Source organism: Sphingomonas sp. SP4 (assembly GCF_058313375.1).
In genome coordinates this window covers 137739-153906 of record NZ_JBZFLE010000001.1, presented here as the reverse complement: position 1 = coordinate 153906, position 16168 = coordinate 137739, and the positions used below count along the sequence as shown (strand labels likewise).

Genomic DNA, 16168 nt, shown 5'->3' with positions numbered 1-16168 from the left:
CGTGGCGGACAAGAACGGCAAGCAAAAGACATCGAGGGGCGCCGGCTCCACGAAGGCAGGTGGCGAGCCGCTGGCCGTCGTGGGCATCGGGGTGTGCGCCGCTTCGCTGCGGTCCCTGCTCACCTTGTTCGACGAACTGTCCGACGACCTGAGAGCCGCTTATGTCGTCGCGGTCCGCCAGCAGGACGGGCTGAGCGTCAACGCGGTGGTCGACGCGCTTTCAGACCAGACGTCACTCCCCGTTCGAACTGCGAAGAACGGCGACCGGCTGGAACCCGAAACGATCCTCGTGGGCGGCGGAAGCGAGCTCATCACGATCGTCGACGGCGTCGTGGCGATCCGCCCAACCGATGAACCCGTGGGGCATCGCGGCACGGTCGACAGCATGCTCATCTCGCTTGCCGAACACGCCCAGGACCGCGCCGTCGCTGTGATCCTCAATGGCCTCGGAAGCGATGGCACCGCCGGCGTCATGGCCACGAAGCAGTTCGGCGGCCTTTCCATCGCCGAATCGCTCAATGGCGATGCAGATTCCACTGAGCAAGGCGCGGCAAGTCCTGCCGGGATCGTCGACCTGCTCCTGCCGATCGATCAAATCCATGCGCAGATCGGCCTCTACGTTCGCGGACTTCAAACGATGGGCGAGCCGTTAGAGGGCGAGATCTCAGACCACGTCGCGGACGTCCTAAGCTCGATCGCCAGCACGCTTCGGAGCGTCACCGGCAACGACTTTCACGGTTACAAGCGCAACACCTTCCTGCGCCGCGTACAGCGCCGGATGCAGGTCACGCAAACGCCGAGCATCGACGATTATGCTGCGCACCTGCGCAAGGACCGCGACGAGGTTCATCACCTTTTCCAGGACCTTTTGATCGGCGTCACGCAATTCTTCCGCGATCCGAAAGAGTTCGACGCGCTCGAGAAGGAAATTCCGCGCCTCTTCGAAGGCAAGGGACCTTCCGATCATTTCCGCGTCTGGGTGCTCGGCTGCGCGACCGGCGAAGAGGCTTATTCGATCGCTATCCTGCTCGCCGAGCATCTGCAGCAGATCGACAATGGGCCGACCATCCAGATCTTCGCCACCGACCTGGATGCCCGCGCGCTCGGCGCAGCGCGCGCTGGCCGCTACTCGAATGCAATCGCCGAGCACGTCTCGCCGGAGCGGCTGACGCGCTGGTTCGTGCGCGAAGGCGACACTTATTGCGTGGTCAAGGAACTGCGCGAGATGTGCATTTTCTCGCCGCACAATCTGATCAAGGATGCGCCCTTCTCCCGCATCGATCTTTTATCGTGCCGCAACCTGCTCATCTACCTCAACACCGAGCTTCAGAACCGCGTCATCCCGATCTTCCATTTCTCGCTGAAGCCGGGCGGCGTCCTCTTCCTTGGCGCCTCGGAAAACGTGTCGCGGCATCAGAAGCTGTTCGCTCCGGTCGACCGCAAGAACCGCGTCTTCCGCCGGCTCGAAACGCCGACCAAGATCCTACCCGAGTTCCCGCTTTCCGCGCGATCGAGGATGCGCGACGTCCCGCCCGAGCGCCCCGTTCCGATTGTCAGGCCGACGAGCCTCGCCGCCTCGATTGGCCGCCGTGCGGATCAGGTCGCTGAGCGCTTCGCGCCTGCCTACGTCATCATCGATACGCAGAACGAGGTGCTTCATTTCTCCGGACGCACCGGGCGGTACCTGGAGCCCGCGGCGGGCGCCGCAAACCTCAACATCCTGAACCTCGTCCATCGCGACCTGAGGCTCGATCTTCGCGCGGCACTGCACCAGGCTTCGGAGGATCGGATCCGCACCGAGCACCTGCGGATTCCAATCAAGGACAACGGCCGCTCGACGCTCGTGAACCTGATCGTCGAGCCTTTGGTCGAAGGAAACGACCTCACCGCGCTGGTCGTACTGTTCCAGGATGCGGGTCCGGTCCCGGAAACGCCTGCAATCGACGGGCGAAGCGGCGCGTCGGACGAGCACGTCGACCGCCTCGAAGACGAGCTTCGGCTGACCAAGGAGCGGCTGCAGGCGACGATCGAGGAGCTCGAATCCACCAACGAGGAATTGAAGAGCTCGAACGAGGAATATCAGTCGATCAATGAAGAGCTTCAGTCCTCGAACGAGGAGCTGGAAACCTCGAAGGAAGAGCTGCAGTCGGTCAACGAAGAGCTGCAGACCGTAAACGCCGAACTCGACCATCGCGTTCGCGATCTCGGACGCGCCAACAGCGATCTGCGGAACCTGCTCGAATCCACCCAGATCGCGACGATTTTCCTCGACAACGACCTGCGCGTCCGCAGCTTTACGCCGGCGGCAACGGAAATCTTCCACCTCCTCGAAACGGACGTCGGCCGCCCGATCGATCATCTCGGCGCGCGCGTGTCCTACGGCGAGCTGAGCGAAGACGTGCGGAAGGTGCTAACCAAACTCGGCACGGTGGAACGCGAAGTCACGTCACGCGAGGGCAATCACTATATCGCCCGCGTTCACCCGTATCGCAGCGTCGATAATTTCATCGCCGGTGCGGTCCTCACCTTCCTCGACGTCACGAGCACCGTCCGCGCAGAAGCTGCCTTGCGCGAGAGCGAAGGGCGGCTGCGCGTCCTTCTCGCCGAGCTGCAGCATCGGGTTCGGAACACCCTGGCGCTGGTCAAATCCATCACTGCGCGCACGGCGGATTCGAGCACCACGGTCGAAGAGATGGCATCCCATCTTGCCGGCCGTCTCGACGCCTTCGCGCGCGTCCAGTCCGCGGTTACGCGCAACCCCGACGCAGGCGTGGAGCTCAAGGGCCTCGTCGCGGACGAATTACTCGCCCATGCCGCTCACGAAGGCGACCAGCTGACGATGGAAGGCCCCGACGTCGCGCTGAAGCCCAAGGCCGCGGAATCGATCAGCCTCGCACTGCACGAGCTCACGACCAACGCAGTCAAGCATGGCGCCCTCACCAATGGCGGCGGCGGCAGGATCCGGGTCGGCTGGAAGCTCAACGGAGACGGCAGCGCACTTCACTTCGAATGGGCCGAGCATGGGCTCGACGGCAAGGGGCCGCCAAAGCCGGCGCGTGAGGGATTCGGGATGGAACTTCTGACCCGCATCCTACCCTATGATCTCGACGCCAAGACCAAGGTCCAGTTCGAGCCCGAGGGGCTGCGCTTCCTGATGGAATTGCCCCTCGAACACATCGTCAACCCGCCGCCATCGAAGCGGAAGTGATCACCGCCGAGCCAGTTTGATCCTGGCCGGCGCTGCCGCTTGATCTTTCCTGAAATGCGCAACCGCGAGTTGCACCTGACTCAAGCCATCAGCCACCGCAGCATTGAAGCAGCTAAGGTTCACATAGCCGCCCTGCGGACTAGCCGTGTTGTCGATCCGGCATAGCCGATCGGCCGCCGAGCGAACGCGCCGTTCCAGGCGATCGCGGCCCGCCGCAGAGTTCAGGTCCAGGTCTGCGTAAGTGACGAACTGAGTTTCAGGCACCTCGGGTGAAGCCGCTCCAAGAGCCGCCGCAACTGCGAGCGAAACAGCAACCATGACAATCTCCCTTTTTCGATGAGCCCATTCCGGGTTCACGCGGGAGCTGCCGCTTCAAGCGACGCAGAGGCGATGGCTGAGACCTGATTTTTTCCTGAATTCCGATGGCAGGCGCTTCGCAACCGCTGATTTGCTAATATGCAGGACGCATGGACGCCGCTGTCGAAAGACCGACGCAAACGATCGATCTCACCGCCGAGGCGCCGTTCAGCGTCGGCGGCGCGAATGTCGATCCTTTGTCGCGCGAAGCACAGTTCGAAGTGGGCTCCGAACGGCTCCAGCCGCAGAACCTCAAGGTCCTGATTGCCCTTGTTCGAAGCAAGGGCTCGGTCGTCACGCGCGAGCAGTTGGTCGACCTCTGCTGGGACGGCCGCTTCGTCGGCGACGATGTCATCAACCGGGCCATTTCAACGCTCCGCCAATTCGCAGAACGCGCAGGCGGCTTCACCATCGAGACCGTCCCGCGCGCGGGCTACAAGCTCGTCGAAACGAACCCGGTGAAGGAGCATTCAAACTGGCGCCGCGGGGCCATTACCGTGGTCGCGCTAGTGTTTCTCGCCGCGCTCGCGCTCTGGTTCATCCAAGCGCGAAAGGCCAATCCGGTGGCCGAGCGCGCGCCGACGATCGTCCTCGTCCCGTTCAACGCAGTGTCGACCGACCCAGCCACTCGCGAACTGGCCACGGCAATCCACGACTCTATCGCTCACACACTCTCGCAAACCCAATTCCACGTGCGGCTCGCAAGCAGCGATTCACCTGGCGCAATCGCCGACGCAGACTTCGTCATCTCCGGCGACATCAGCAACACGCCGGGCAAGATCATCGCGATGCTGCGCATGGAAGAAACGGCGCACCACACGATCGTCTATTCGCAACGCTTCGAGGCGCCACCTGCGAATTCAGCCGCGCTGATCGATCAGATCGGCGGACAGGTAGCGGGCTCCATCGGCTGGACGGTTCCGCTCCTGATGCTGGATCCTGAGCATCGCCTCGACCCGGCGATCACGTCCGAGCTGTTTCGCAAATCGGAGATGAAGGGGGTCAACAGCCTCAGCATGTACGAAGCCGGACGCCGGCTCGTGAAGATGGAGCCGGACTCGGCCCTGGCCCAGATGCAGCTGGCGTTCGGGGTGGGCTTTGCTCTTCCCGATCTCCCGCGGGACCAGCGGCAGGCCGCCGTGGCGGCAGGGCGGATTGCTGGTCAGAAAGCGCGTGAGCTCGCCCCTCATTTCGGCGAGCCGTTCATCACCTGGTGCATCCTCCACAGCCCAGCCCGCATCGCGGAATGCGAGGACAATCTGCGCGCGGGAATGCGCGCCGACCCGGAATCGCCGTTCGTCGACTTCTATCTCGCGAACAAGCTGATGGACGCCGGACGCTTCAACGACGCGCTCGCTCTCGCGGGGCAGTCGCTGGCCCACGATCAGTTCCAGCCGGAGAAGATCTCGCTCATGCTCCGGATGCTCGACGCGGCGGGAAATGCTCCCAACGCCGACGAATATTACCGACAGATCATTCGCTGGTGGCCGGACTATACGAACATCATGTGGTCGCGCGCCTCGGGAATGATCGACCGCGGGGACTATGCGGCGATCGAGCGGCTGGAGAAGCAAGCAGGTGAGAAAAGCCGACCTCTATATTATGAGCCGCTTGCCCCAGCTGCTGAGGCCGCGAGGACGAAGTCGCTGAGCGCTGCAAGGAAGGCCTGCCCGCTCCCTGGCACGGACTCCCTGAAGACGATCTTCTGCATCAACGTGCTTGCCGAAGTCGGCGATCTGGACGGCGCGTTCGCCCTCGCCGATCGTCTCTATCCGCGGCGCGTTGGCCGCACCCCCGCCGAAGAAGAACGGATCTGGCTGGAGAAGCCGTTCGTCAACGGAACCGAATATATCACCGGCCCGGGCGCCGCCGCCTTGCGCCGCGACCCGCGCTACCTCGCGCTTGCCGAACGCACCGGCCTGCTCGCCTATTGGCGCACCGGCCGCCTTCCCGACTTCTGCGGTGGAGCGAAGCCGGAGCCGGTCTGCGCTTCAATCAGAGGCTGAGGCCGAACCGCTAGTTTTTCGCTCCCTGTGGCTTAGTCGCTCCGGGCCGCGCGACCGCATACATCTCCTTGGCGATCTGCTTCGTGAGGGCGTCGGGATCTCCGTTCGCCTCGTAGAGGTTGAAGTGGGTCTTGCCCGGCAGAAACCGCACGTCCGTCTTAGCGCCGAGGCTCTGCAGAACCGCCTGGAGCTTCTGGGCCGCCCCCTCCAGATGGAAAGTATCGGCCGTGCCCACGATGACGTGGACCTTGCCGTCGAGCTCTCCACGAAGCGCAGGCCAATTGCTCTGCAGGCGATAAGCGATGTCGTAATTGTCGCGCCAATAGGCAGCGACCGCCGGATCCACCGCGCCCGTCGCACGATTGAACATCTGCATCGGACGCCCGTCAGGACCTTTGGGAGAGAAGACCCAGTCGAATGAGGCCATCTGCCCGCCGACCGGCCCAAGGACCTGCTCCAGTTTCGCGAAGTCCCGGAAGTCGCCGACGTCCTTGCCGTCCATCCGGACGAGCGGGATCGGCTTGCCGCTCGCATCCACATAAACGTTTGCGCCCGGCCGATAGAGGTCAGCCCCGGTGAAATCGTGAAAATCGCTCGGGTCCGGGGATGTCGACCATGTCCCGCCGAAGATCGCCGGATAGCGCGTCTGGACCCACAAAGTCGCCCACCCGCCGGAGGAATGGCCCGTCAGGAACCGTCCCGAAGGCTTCGCGTCCATGCGGTAGTTTCGCTCCAGCCACGGGATCAACTCGGTCGTGAGCGCCTCGCCCCACGGCCCGTTGTTCACGGAATCCGCGAACTCATGAGTTCCCGTCGGAGAGCTTTCGTCGAGCGCGACCCAAATCATCGGCGGGATCTGGCCATCAGCCATAAGCTTGGCGCGGGAAGCTGCAGTCCACCGCGCGGACACGGCGTCGCCCCCATATCCATGCGTTTGATAAACGGTTGGCCAGCGCTTCGAACCACCGGCGCTATAGTCTGGCGGAAGCGCGATCGAGCCGCGCATGTGGACCGGCCGCCCCCAGAAGGCGCTCAACTTGGGGCTGACGAAATCGATCGGCACCGTCTTGGACAGATAAGGCGCGATGGATTTCATCTGCGCATTGCGGGGCGTGTACGGATCGGAGGCTGGAACCGTCTTGGTCAGGACGATCGGAGCCACTGGCCCCGGAAGCGAAATGTCGGTGACCTTCGAAACAAGATCGCCGGCGCCGCGACCCGTGTAGTTATAGTTGTGATTGACGTCGAGCACGGCCTGGACGTGGTACTTGCCGGGCGGCAGCTTCGACCAGGGACCGGGAACTGCGTCGGTCTCCGTATCGACCGTCGCGACTTGTCCGTCGGAGAGCGCCAGGACTTCGCGCGCCGCAACTGCGGTTGGCGTGCCGGCGAATGGATTGGCATCGACCGAGTCCGGCAGCTTCCCACCGGGCTTCGCGGGTATGGCGAAGATGATAAGGCGCCCTGAGACCGGCGTTGGCGACTGAACGCCAAGCTGCACCGGAATCTGGACCCGCGCCGGCGGCGCGGCCGCTGTCAGCAACAGCAAGGAAATCGCTAGCAACGATCGCATCAAACCCCCCGGAATTCAGACGTCGCAAGGTCTGTCGCACGTCGGACCGCTCCGCAAGCTCTCCGACGTGGCCATGCCGTTAGCGCTAACGGCGCGACCAACACCTAAACTGCTGTAAGGCAAAGACTATTTGACTTACGTGCAATCCTGAAGTCTGATCGGGACCGGAAGTGGTCTGTTCGCGTGGTGCTGCTGGAGCTGACCTCGCCGCTTCCGGAAGCTCTGGCGACAGGGGCGACAAACCATGATTGAAGATGATTCGCCGTTCGACGGCGACGCAGTCCCGGGCGCACTGGAGGCATCCGACGATGCCCAAAACGAAAGCCCGAAGAAACCGCTGAGTGCAGCAGATGCCGTCAACTGGCTCCGCTATCTCGCGAAGTGCAAGCAACGGCTGGCTCAAGTCTCGTCCGGGGAGAAGGAAAGCGCGCTAACCTTCCAAGCTCATGTGATGCGGGAGGCCGCGCGCCACATCGAGGATCTCAGTCAAGGCTGAGCGGTCAGTTCTCCTCGGACAGCTGGAGGATCGTGCCCAATTCCTCGACGTCGAGATCCCGCTCGAGGTTATGCAGCACCTCATCCTCGATCAGTCCGGCGCGGTGGATGCGAAGGAGCTTGGCGCGACCGGCAGCGATCGACGCAAGCACGAGATCGAAGTGCGGCCGCATTGTCTGGAGCGCCCGCTCCGAGTCTTCGGCGTACCGCTCCGTGCCCACCAGCCGACGGCGTGTTTGCTCAAGCAGCTGCGGATGGATCAGCGTACCGTCCTCGGAATAGGCGCGCGCTTCCACGACAGCGTACCTGGCCCGCGCCACCTCGGCCTCGCATTCGCCCAAATCCATCTTCGCCGGGGGCTCCTTGTCCTCCGGAGCGACGTGGCGGATGAGCCACCCAAGGCTCGTCCCCTGCGCGACCACGGTCGCGAATATCACCGCAAACGCGCACACCAGCATGAGGTCGCGCGACGGCATTGACGGCGGAAGGCTGAGCGCCACCGCAAGCGTCACCACCCCGCGCATTCCTGCCCAGCTAAGGACGGTCGCCTGCCGGAGGCCTAGCGGACGAGCGCGCTTCACACCGGCGGCTCGCAACAGCCCGAGCAGCGTATCGCTGCCGAAGATCCACGCGAAACGCGCAAGCACGACCGCGACGACGACGCCGAGAACGGGCGCAAGCATGCTCGACGTCACCGCTCCGATTCCTCCGACGCGGTCTAGGACTCCGCGAAGCGAGAAGCCGATCAGGATGAACACCAAGGCTTCGAGCAGGAACACCATCGTGTGCCAGAAGGCAGTCCCGCGAAGCCTGACGCTAGCCGGGAAGATCTGGTGCTGGAACCAGCCGAGGATGAGCCCGGCGGTAACCGTCGCGATGACGCCCGAAACATGCACGGTTTCACCGGCGATGTAAGCCAGCCACGAGATCAGCGTCGACACGACGATGATGAGCGTCTCGTCTTTGAGCTTCCGGACGGCGAGCATCCAGACGGCGCCAACCGCCGCGCCGACCACGAGGCCGCCGAGCGCCAGCACGAGGAAACTTTGGACCGCCGCCCCCGCGTTGAACATGCTGCTCAAGGTCGCGACGACTGCGAACCGGAAAAGCACCAGACCGGTCGCATCATTGAGCAGGCTCTCGCCTTCCAGCAGCGCGAGCAGGCGGCGCGGCAGAGCCACGTTTTGCAGGATGGCTCTCGCCGACACCGCATCGGGCGGCGATACGATCGCGCCAAGAGCGAAGCAGGCGGCCCACGGCAGCGTCGGCACTAGCCAATGAACCGTGAGCCCGACCACGAAGGTGGTGAAGACAACCGCGCCGACGGCCAGTGAGAGGATGCCGGGCAAATGCTTCCGGAACCGCCCGAAAGCAGTGAAATACGCACCATCCATCAAAAGCGGCGGCAGGAAGAGAACGAGGACCAGGTCGGGGTTGAGTTCGACCGGCGGCAAGCCAGGAACGAAGGCCAGGAATCCGCCGCCGACAAGCAGCGCCGTTGCAGTCGGCAGCTTCAGTTTCAGCGCCAGCCAGCGTAGCAGCACGACCAGCGCCAGCAGCGTGAGGATCAGCTCGAATGTGGCGACACCGCTCATGGACGATGCCACCCTTTGGGCGAAGAAGCGAAGATCATCGGGAAACAGCCTAAGGCGTTGGCGAATGTCGGCAAGAACACACTGCCGTGGCTTGTGTTGCAGTGTGGCAAATCCACAGGAAAAATTATCTTAACCATGATTTAGACGCTTGCGTCTGAAAACGATTAAGGCACAATAGATAGTAGCGCGAGAGGGGGTGCTCTCAACACTTTGTGTTCGGCGCCGGAAACACTATATTCCGGTGGTGGGCAAACTCGTCCCCGGTTTCCACAGGGGCGAGGAGTGAAAAAGCCCCGTCAGACGCCAAAAAAGGCTAGGGTGTCAGTCATGGCTCCGAGTCGAACAATACAGGAACAAACAGCCTCCGTTGAGGCTGACGAAGGACGGGGAAACGCGATGGATTTTTCAACCGGCTCAGAAGTACAGAGCGACGACGTTTCGACCACCGTTTCCAGCTCGAAGCGCGTCGATGCGCCCAAGTTCGACGTAAAGACCGACAACAGCCGCGATGCGCTGCTGACCGAGTTCGGCAAGGACACGCTGAACGACCGCTACCTCCTTCCAGGCGAGACCTATCAGGATCTCTTCGCGCGCGTTGCCGCCGCTTACTCCGACGACGCCGAGCATGCGCAGCGCGTCTATGACTACATCTCAAAGCTGTGGTTCATGCCGGCGACTCCGGTGCTGTCGAACGGCGGCACGGGCCGCGGCCTTCCGATCAGCTGCTATCTCAACAGCGTCGACGACAGCCTCCAGGCGATCACCGAGATCTGGAACGAGAACGTCTGGCTCGCGTCGAAGGGCGGCGGCATCGGCACCTATTGGGGCCGGGTGCGCGGCATCGGCGAACCGGTCGGCCTCAACGGCAAGACCAGCGGCATCATCCCCTTCGTCCGCGTGATGGACAGCTTGACGCTGGCGATTAGCCAGGGCTCGCTGCGCCGCGGATCGGCTGCCTGCTACCTCGACATCAACCACCCGGAGATCGAGGAATTCCTAGAGATCCGTAAGCCATCCGGTGACTTCAACCGAAAGGCGCTCAACCTGCACCACGGCGTGCTGGTCACAGACGAGTTCATGCAGGCGGTTCGCGACGGCTCAGAGTTCGACCTCAAGTCGCCGAAGGACGGAAGCGTTCGCGGCAAGGTCGATGCCCGTTCGCTCTTCCAGAAGCTGGTCGAAACGCGCCTCGCGACGGGCGAGCCGTACATCATCTTCATCGATGCCGTGAACAGGACGATGCCCAAGCATCATCGCGATCTCGGCCTCAAGGTCACGACCTCGAACCTTTGCTCGGAAATCACACTGCCGACCGGTCGCGACCATCTCGGCGCTGACCGCACGGCCGTCTGCTGCCTCAGCTCGCTTAACCTCGAAACGTGGGATGAGTGGAACAAGGACAAGCAGTTCATCGAGGACATCATGCGCTTCCTCGACAATGTGCTGAGCGATTACATTGCGCGCGCGCCTGACGAAATGGCGCGGGCTAAGTACTCAGCCGAGCGCGAGCGTTCAGTCGGCCTCGGCGTCATGGGCTTCCACTCCTTCCTGCAGCAGCGCGGGCTCTCGTTCGAAGGCGCGATGGCGAAGAGTTGGAACCTCAAGATGTTCAAGCACATCCGCGCGCAGGTCGATCAGGCGTCGATGATGCTGGCGAAAGAGCGCGGGCCCTGTCCCGACGCCGCCGACATGGGCGTGATGGAGCGCTTCAGCTGCAAGATGGCGATCGCGCCGACCGCGTCGATCTCGATCATCGCCGGCGGCACGTCGGCCTGCATCGAGCCGATTCCGGCCAACATCTACACGCACAAGACGCTGTCGGGCTCGTTCTCGATCAAGAATCCGTACCTGGAGAAGATGCTCAAGGAGAAGTCGAAGGACAGCACGACCGTCTGGAATTCGATCCTCGAGAACGGCGGATCTGTGCAGCACCTCGACTTCCTGACGCAGGAAGAAAAGGACGTGTTCAAGACCAGCTTCGAGATCGACCAGCGCTGGCTGCTCGAGCTTGCGGCCGACCGCACGCCGTTCATCGATCAGGCGCAGTCGCTGAACCTCTTCATCCCGGCGGACGTCGACAAGTGGGACCTGATGATGCTCCACTTCCGCGCGTGGGAGCTGGGCATCAAGTCGCTCTACTATCTCCGCTCCAAGTCCGTGCAGCGCGCCGGCTTCGCGGGCGGCGTCGAGGCCGACAACACGCCCGAGCTCAAGGAAATCCAGCTCGCGTCCAGCACTGACTATGACGAGTGTCTGGCATGTCAGTGAAGCGCGCGCTCTCTATCAAGAACGTCGCCAGGGGTGCCGGTGCGGTCGTGCTCGGCATCATCGCGCTCGACGTGATGGCGACCGTCGTGACCCTCGCGTTGGGAGCGCAGTGGCTGCGGCGATGACCACCGGCCGCACCCTCGAGCTCGTCGTAGCGATTGCGATCCTAATCGCGAGCGTCTGGCTGTATCGCGCCAATCGCAAGGCGGATCAGGGCTACGGCAGCCAGGGTGCGGTGCTGCTCCTGGTGATCGGCGTCCTCGTCCTGATCCACGCACTCGGCCTGATGCATTACCGTCCGAGCCAGTCGGAGCTCGAAGCGTTCGGAGGCCAGGCGGAATGACGGCGTTCGTCCTCCTCGGGATCGTGGCCGCAATCGCAGGCGTCATTCTGCTCGTCACAGCGATCCGCCACCAGGCCGAGCAACGTCCGCGCTATGCCGCGATGCTGATCGGCGGGATGATGATGACGGCGTTCGGGATCGTCATCGCGGGCTTCGCGATCGTCTACCAGCGGACGGCTCCGCTCGACCTGAATTCGGGGGCGGTGCAATGACCGCTTGCCAAACAGCTTCAACTCCGCTTGATATTGCGAAACATTCGCAATTGGGAGTTGCTCGTGCGCAAGTGGCATCGCTGGCTCGCCGTCTCGTTCGGCGTCTTCCTGCTCTGGATCTCGGTCACCGGGGTGCTCAGCCAGATTGGAAGCCTGGTGAACCAGGGCGGCCTGACCCGCAGCGAAGCGCGCGCGGCACCGGCGCCGGCCGCGATGCCAGACGGCTTCAAATGCCCCGAGACCATGACCTGCCGGCCCAAGCCGAAGCCGGGCGCATGGAACGTCGGCCTGCTCCATCACCTGCACTCGGGCGAAACGTTCGGGCCGGTGGGCACGATCATCTCGATCCTGTCCGGCCTGGCGCTCGTCTTCTTCAGCTTCTCCGGCCTGTGGCTCTACATCCAGATGTGGCGCGGCCGGCTGGCGCGCGTCGAGCAGGGCAAGACGGTCCGCGGCGGCAAGTTCTTCTGGTAAAGCGAGCTGCGGCGGCGAGCATCGCCGTCGCGCTTAGCGCCTGCACCGCAACGCAGCAGGCGGACGCCGTCGCTCCGCAGGGCCCGGGCTTCCTGCTCGGCCTGTGGCACGGCTTCATCTTCCCCGTCGCCTGGGTCGTGTCGCTCTTCATGCCGAGCGTCGCGATCTACGCCGTGCCGAACAACGGCGGCTGGTACGACTTCGGCTATTTCCTCGGCATCGTCGTCTTCGGCGTCGGCGCCAAGCAGAGCAGCGAGCGCGTCGTCTACCGCGACCGCGGCGGCCCCATCATCGACGCCAGCGCGCGGAGGATCGACTGATGATTCCCGCCCCTGCAAGCACCATATTCGAACACCAAGGAGCCTGAGTCATGTCCCTCCTATCCGCGTCCAAGTCCTACAAGCCCTTCGAATACCCCTGGGCGTTCGAATACTGGAAGCGCCAGCAGCAGATCCACTGGATGCCGGAGGAAGTGCCGCTCGGCGAGGATTGCCGCGACTGGGCGCAGAAGCTCGACCAGACCGAGCGCAACCTGCTGACGCAGATCTTCCGCTTCTTCACCCAGGCCGACGTCGAGGTGCAGGATTGCTACCACGACAAATACGGCCGCGTGTTCAAGCCGACCGAGATCAAGATGATGCTGACTGCCTTCTCCAACATGGAGACGGTGCACATCGCGGCTTACTCGCACCTGCTCGACACGATCGGCATGCCGGAGAGCGAGTATAGCGCCTTCCTCCAGTACAAGGAGATGAAGGACAAGCACGATTACCTCAGCACCTTCGGCGTCGACACGGACGAGGACATCGCCAAGACGCTCGCCATGTTCGGCGGCTTCACCGAGGGGCTGCAGCTCTTCGCCAGCTTCGCGATGCTGATGAACTTCCCGCGCTTCAACAAGATGAAGGGCATGGGCCAGATCGTCAGCTGGTCGGTCCGCGACGAGAGCCTTCACTGCGAAGGCATCATCAAGCTGTTCCACACCTTCGTGAAGGAACGCGACTGCCTGACCAAGTCGGTGAAGGACGACATCCTCGACGTCTGCCAGAAGACGGTGCGGCTGGAGGACGCGTTCATCGACCTCGCGTTCGAGCAGGGGCCGGTCAACGGCATGACGCCGAAGGAGATCAAGAAGTACATCCGCTACATCGCGGACTGGCGCCTGGGCCAGCTCGGCTTCGCGCCGATCTACATGGTCGACGAGCACCCGCTCCCCTGGCTCGCTCCTTTGCTCAACGGCGTCGAGCACGCCAACTTCTTCGAGACCCGCGCGACGGAATATTCAAAGGGCGCCACGCGAGGGAACTGGAACGAGGTCTGGGACAATTTCGACCGCCGCATGAAGGCCAAGGCGGACGCGGCTGCCAACGACGGAGCCGGTGCGTCCGGCGACGGGCCGGACATGTTCGAGGCGTCGGGGGTGGCTGCGGAGTAGGCGTCACCTACAATGTTCGACAAGTTGGACGCGTATAACCTCGTTGCGAACTTAGTTCCCGGCGCAGCATTGACGTACGCGCTCCACTACTCGGACTTTCCGACGCCTCCCCCAACAGAGCTCGGCGCTTTCTTACTTGTTTCATTTGTGGCGGGTGTGACGGCCAACCGACTGGGTTCATTAATCCTCGACCCGCTCTTGCGCAGATCGAAATTCCTGCGCCCAAAGGACTATCGATCTTTCCTCATGCGCGAGAAGGGAGACCCAAAGCTGGATGCGTTAGTCGCCAATTCCGGTCTCTACCGGACCTTCTTCGTCGCAGGATTGATATACCTGATCGCGGTCGCAGCTTCGCCCCTCGTAACAAAGATGGGCGCTCAATTCCTTTTCACGGCATTCGTCGTTGCGGGGATGGCAGTCTTCCTCTTCGCGCTAAAAAAGGAGGACGGCTACATCCATTCACGAATCGAAGCTGACCAACCAGACGAGTGACTGCTCGATAGGCTCACACACGCTACGGACTACGAGGCGATTGCAAACTTGACGCTGACAACACGCTGAGCGGCGGTAGGCTTTCCATCCGGCCCAATCGCCGGGTCGAACTTCCCGTTGGACAGAGCGTGCTCGCAGGTGGACTTATCGAGCGTTCTCGAGCCACTGCTGACGAGGACGTCGCAGGACCGCACATTGCCTTGGACATCGACGCTTAGCCGCGCGACGACGCGTCCTTGCTCGTTGTTCTGAAGAGCACTCTTCGGATAGTCATTGTAGCCGATAAGAGGATTGTCCTCGATGTCGGTCGGCGGCTTGCGCAGCGCATCGAAGGTTTTTGCATCCACCCCCCAATCGGTCAGCTTCTGATCAATGCAGGCGCGAAGGGCGCTCATCGCCTTCTCCGTACCAGCAACCGGAATGGAGATCGTCTTGCCCCTCGCGGTCACCTTGATTGCGGTGGCGCCAGTGAATGCGGCCGGAAATTCGTGCCGAAGCTCGCTCAGCAGCAGCACTCGCGGGCTGGCCCCCTCGAAGATCCCGGCTTTCGCCTGGAACACCTGTCCTGAGGGGGCAACCGAAACGTCGGCCTTGTCACCCAGATCGGGGAGCAACCTGGCGGGTCCGACCAGGTAGATGTCCGGATCAGGATCGCCAGGGGTCATCCAAAACGACAGGCCAATCGTGGCGGCCGAACCGGTGGTGATGGTGCAATGCGAATCTTGAAAGTCGAGGTTCCAATAGATCTTCGGCGCAGGTGCGGCCGTCTGGGCGTCAACCTGCGCTGGCAATGAAATCGTAGCCAAAACCAAGGCCGTACGCGAACCCCGCATCATGATCCCCCGAATTCCAACGAAGCGAACGTACATTCGGCAATGAAGGAAGCAATCCCACCGGTGTGAGGGTGACAGCCGAATGCGCGAACTCCAAGGCGTCGGCTCGTTATTGGTGTTGGATCAGACCGCTGCGGTCTGAACCGGCAGCGCCGAACGCCTCAGCGCAAAGCCGATCGCGCCGAAGCCGATGAGCATGGTCGCCCAGGTCGCTGGCTCAGGGACCGCGGGCGTCGTCGGCGCGGTGCTGATCGACACATTGTCGACGCCCAGGTTTAAGAAGTTCACATTATCCACTTCGGCAAAGCGGATCTGATAGCTCTGACCCGGTGTGATCAGGCTGAAGATGTCCGCTGTATAGGTAAGAAACGGGTTGGGCTTGGGCCCCAAATCCGCCCCTATGAACAACGTCAAAAGGACATCGCTGGCTGCCGTGCTGAACGGGTCTGCCCCCGCTGTAAGCAGGTCCACCCGCGCATGCTGGTTCAGGGAGGGCGTGGAAAAATCCAGTCCTGCCGTCGGGCTGACGTAGGTGTTCTCGGCGTAATTGTTCGCGAACATCTGGAAGGAGAGCGTGAGCGACGTCGTTCCGACCGGCACCGTGAACAATTGCGTCAGTGCATATGAGCCCGGCCCCTGCGCATCCGTCACCGAATAATAGGACCCTCCAGCAACGTTGGCCGCAGTTGCCAGGCCGTTCTCCGGTGTCGTCGATCCGGGAGCGTCGATGTAAAGCGATCCAGCCGAACCAAGCTGCGCCGTCGTGACCCAGCCCGCGTAGGTGCCGGTTTCGAAATTGCCGTTGGTCAGTAATTCCTGTGCAAAAGCCGGCGAGGTCGAGATGAAGCCGATCAGCAAGGCCGCTGCTGTACGCATG

General features: G+C 62.7%; 16 protein-coding genes. 11 read left to right on the top strand and 5 right to left on the bottom strand.

The window, feature by feature from the left end; genetic code table 11:
- Position 1: 1 nt before the first annotated feature.
- On the top strand, positions 2–3208 hold the full coding sequence (locus AC4GYV_RS00825) for a CheR family methyltransferase (protein ID WP_491098760.1): 3207 nt from the start codon (positions 2–4) through the stop codon (positions 3206–3208).
- Here the strand turns inward: AC4GYV_RS00825 and AC4GYV_RS00820 are convergent, their stop codons facing one another.
- Positions 3209–3526, bottom strand: coding sequence for a UrcA family protein (locus tag AC4GYV_RS00820; protein ID WP_491098759.1), 318 nt, complete (start codon positions 3524–3526; stop codon positions 3209–3211).
- Between the two features lie 149 nt (positions 3527–3675).
- Between AC4GYV_RS00820 and AC4GYV_RS00815 the strand changes: the two genes are divergently transcribed.
- Positions 3676–5571: a winged helix-turn-helix domain-containing protein gene (locus AC4GYV_RS00815; RefSeq protein ID WP_491098758.1), complete on the top strand. Its 1896-nt coding sequence runs from the start codon at positions 3676–3678 to the stop codon at positions 5569–5571.
- 10 nt (positions 5572–5581) lie between these two features.
- On the opposite strand, the gene AC4GYV_RS00810 is transcribed toward AC4GYV_RS00815, so the two are convergent.
- Positions 5582–7144 carry an alpha/beta hydrolase gene (locus AC4GYV_RS00810; protein WP_491098757.1) on the bottom strand — a complete coding sequence of 521 codons (1563 nt, stop codon included), beginning with the start codon at positions 7142–7144 and terminating at the stop codon, positions 5582–5584.
- A 244-nt stretch (positions 7145–7388) separates the two neighbouring features.
- Between AC4GYV_RS00810 and AC4GYV_RS00805 the strand changes: the two genes are divergently transcribed.
- A complete protein-coding gene (locus AC4GYV_RS00805) occupies positions 7389–7640 on the top strand; it encodes a hypothetical protein (protein WP_491098756.1) in 252 nt (83 codons plus the stop codon).
- Positions 7641–7644: 4 nt separating this feature from the next.
- Here AC4GYV_RS00805 and AC4GYV_RS00800 read toward each other — a convergent pair whose 3' ends face one another.
- Positions 7645–9234: a Na+/H+ antiporter gene (locus AC4GYV_RS00800; RefSeq protein WP_491098755.1), complete on the bottom strand. Its 1590-nt coding sequence runs from the start codon at positions 9232–9234 to the stop codon at positions 7645–7647.
- A 396-nt stretch (positions 9235–9630) separates the two neighbouring features.
- On the opposite strand from AC4GYV_RS00800, the gene AC4GYV_RS00795 reads away from it, so the two are divergent.
- From AC4GYV_RS00795 to AC4GYV_RS00760, 8 genes are read left to right on the top strand one after another with little or no spacing between them, the layout of a single operon-like run.
- A complete protein-coding gene (locus AC4GYV_RS00795) occupies positions 9631–11502 on the top strand; it encodes a ribonucleoside-diphosphate reductase subunit alpha (RefSeq protein ID WP_491098754.1) in 1872 nt (623 codons plus the stop codon).
- Positions 11493–11627, top strand: a complete 135-nt coding sequence (locus tag AC4GYV_RS00790) for a hypothetical protein (RefSeq protein ID WP_491098753.1) — start codon at positions 11493–11495, stop codon at positions 11625–11627. The genes AC4GYV_RS00795 and AC4GYV_RS00790 overlap by 10 nt, the downstream gene beginning before the upstream one ends.
- Positions 11612–11845, top strand: a complete 234-nt coding sequence (locus AC4GYV_RS00785; RefSeq protein WP_491098752.1) for a hypothetical protein — start codon at positions 11612–11614, stop codon at positions 11843–11845. Before AC4GYV_RS00790 ends, AC4GYV_RS00785 begins: the two co-directional genes overlap by 16 nt.
- Entirely contained in the window at positions 11842–12057 is a 216-nt protein-coding gene (locus AC4GYV_RS00780; protein ID WP_491098751.1) for a hypothetical protein, read from the top strand. Before AC4GYV_RS00785 ends, AC4GYV_RS00780 begins: the two co-directional genes overlap by 4 nt.
- A gap of 27 nt (positions 12058–12084) precedes the next feature.
- Positions 12085–12531: a PepSY domain-containing protein gene (locus AC4GYV_RS00775; RefSeq protein ID WP_491098750.1), complete on the top strand. Its 447-nt coding sequence runs from the start codon at positions 12085–12087 to the stop codon at positions 12529–12531.
- Positions 12465–12851: a hypothetical protein gene (locus tag AC4GYV_RS00770; RefSeq protein WP_491098749.1), complete on the top strand. Its 387-nt coding sequence runs from the start codon at positions 12465–12467 to the stop codon at positions 12849–12851. Before AC4GYV_RS00775 ends, AC4GYV_RS00770 begins: the two co-directional genes overlap by 67 nt.
- 50 nt (positions 12852–12901) lie before the next feature.
- Positions 12902–13966, top strand: coding sequence for a ribonucleotide-diphosphate reductase subunit beta (locus AC4GYV_RS00765; protein WP_491098748.1), 1065 nt, complete (start codon positions 12902–12904; stop codon positions 13964–13966).
- Between the two features lie 12 nt (positions 13967–13978).
- Complete coding sequence (locus tag AC4GYV_RS00760; RefSeq protein WP_491098747.1) at positions 13979–14458, top strand: hypothetical protein; 480 nt, start codon at positions 13979–13981, stop codon at positions 14456–14458.
- 29 nt (positions 14459–14487) lie between these two features.
- On the opposite strand, the gene AC4GYV_RS00755 is transcribed toward AC4GYV_RS00760, so the two are convergent.
- Positions 14488–15249: an energy transducer TonB gene (locus AC4GYV_RS00755; protein WP_491098746.1), complete on the bottom strand. Its 762-nt coding sequence runs from the start codon at positions 15247–15249 to the stop codon at positions 14488–14490.
- A 165-nt stretch (positions 15250–15414) separates the two neighbouring features.
- Positions 15415–16167, bottom strand: a complete 753-nt coding sequence (locus AC4GYV_RS00750) for a PEPxxWA-CTERM sorting domain-containing protein (RefSeq protein ID WP_491098745.1) — start codon at positions 16165–16167, stop codon at positions 15415–15417.
- Between the last annotated feature and the right edge of the window lies 1 nt (position 16168).

Excerpts from the sequence above, each read along its gene's own strand:
- AC4GYV_RS00810 (WP_491098757.1), bottom strand. The coding sequence starts at position 7,144 with ATGCGATCGTTGCTAGCGATTTCCTTGCTGTTGCTGACAGCGGCCGCG.
- AC4GYV_RS00805 (WP_491098756.1), top strand. The coding sequence starts at position 7,389 with ATGATTGAAGATGATTCGCCGTTCGACGGCGACGCAGTCCCGGGCGCA.
- AC4GYV_RS00760 (WP_491098747.1), top strand. The coding sequence starts at position 13,979 with ATGTTCGACAAGTTGGACGCGTATAACCTCGTTGCGAACTTAGTTCCC.
- AC4GYV_RS00790 (WP_491098753.1), top strand. The coding sequence starts at position 11,493 with ATGTCAGTGAAGCGCGCGCTCTCTATCAAGAACGTCGCCAGGGGTGCC.
- AC4GYV_RS00780 (WP_491098751.1), top strand. The coding sequence starts at position 11,842 with ATGACGGCGTTCGTCCTCCTCGGGATCGTGGCCGCAATCGCAGGCGTC.
- AC4GYV_RS00795 (WP_491098754.1), top strand. The coding sequence starts at position 9,631 with ATGGATTTTTCAACCGGCTCAGAAGTACAGAGCGACGACGTTTCGACC.
- AC4GYV_RS00820 (WP_491098759.1), bottom strand. The coding sequence starts at position 3,526 with ATGGTTGCTGTTTCGCTCGCAGTTGCGGCGGCTCTTGGAGCGGCTTCA.
- AC4GYV_RS00750 (WP_491098745.1), bottom strand. The coding sequence starts at position 16,167 with ATGCGTACAGCAGCGGCCTTGCTGATCGGCTTCATCTCGACCTCGCCG.
- AC4GYV_RS00800 (WP_491098755.1), bottom strand. The coding sequence starts at position 9,234 with ATGAGCGGTGTCGCCACATTCGAGCTGATCCTCACGCTGCTGGCGCTG.
- AC4GYV_RS00765 (WP_491098748.1), top strand. The coding sequence starts at position 12,902 with ATGTCCCTCCTATCCGCGTCCAAGTCCTACAAGCCCTTCGAATACCCC.
- AC4GYV_RS00815 (WP_491098758.1), top strand. The coding sequence starts at position 3,676 with ATGGACGCCGCTGTCGAAAGACCGACGCAAACGATCGATCTCACCGCC.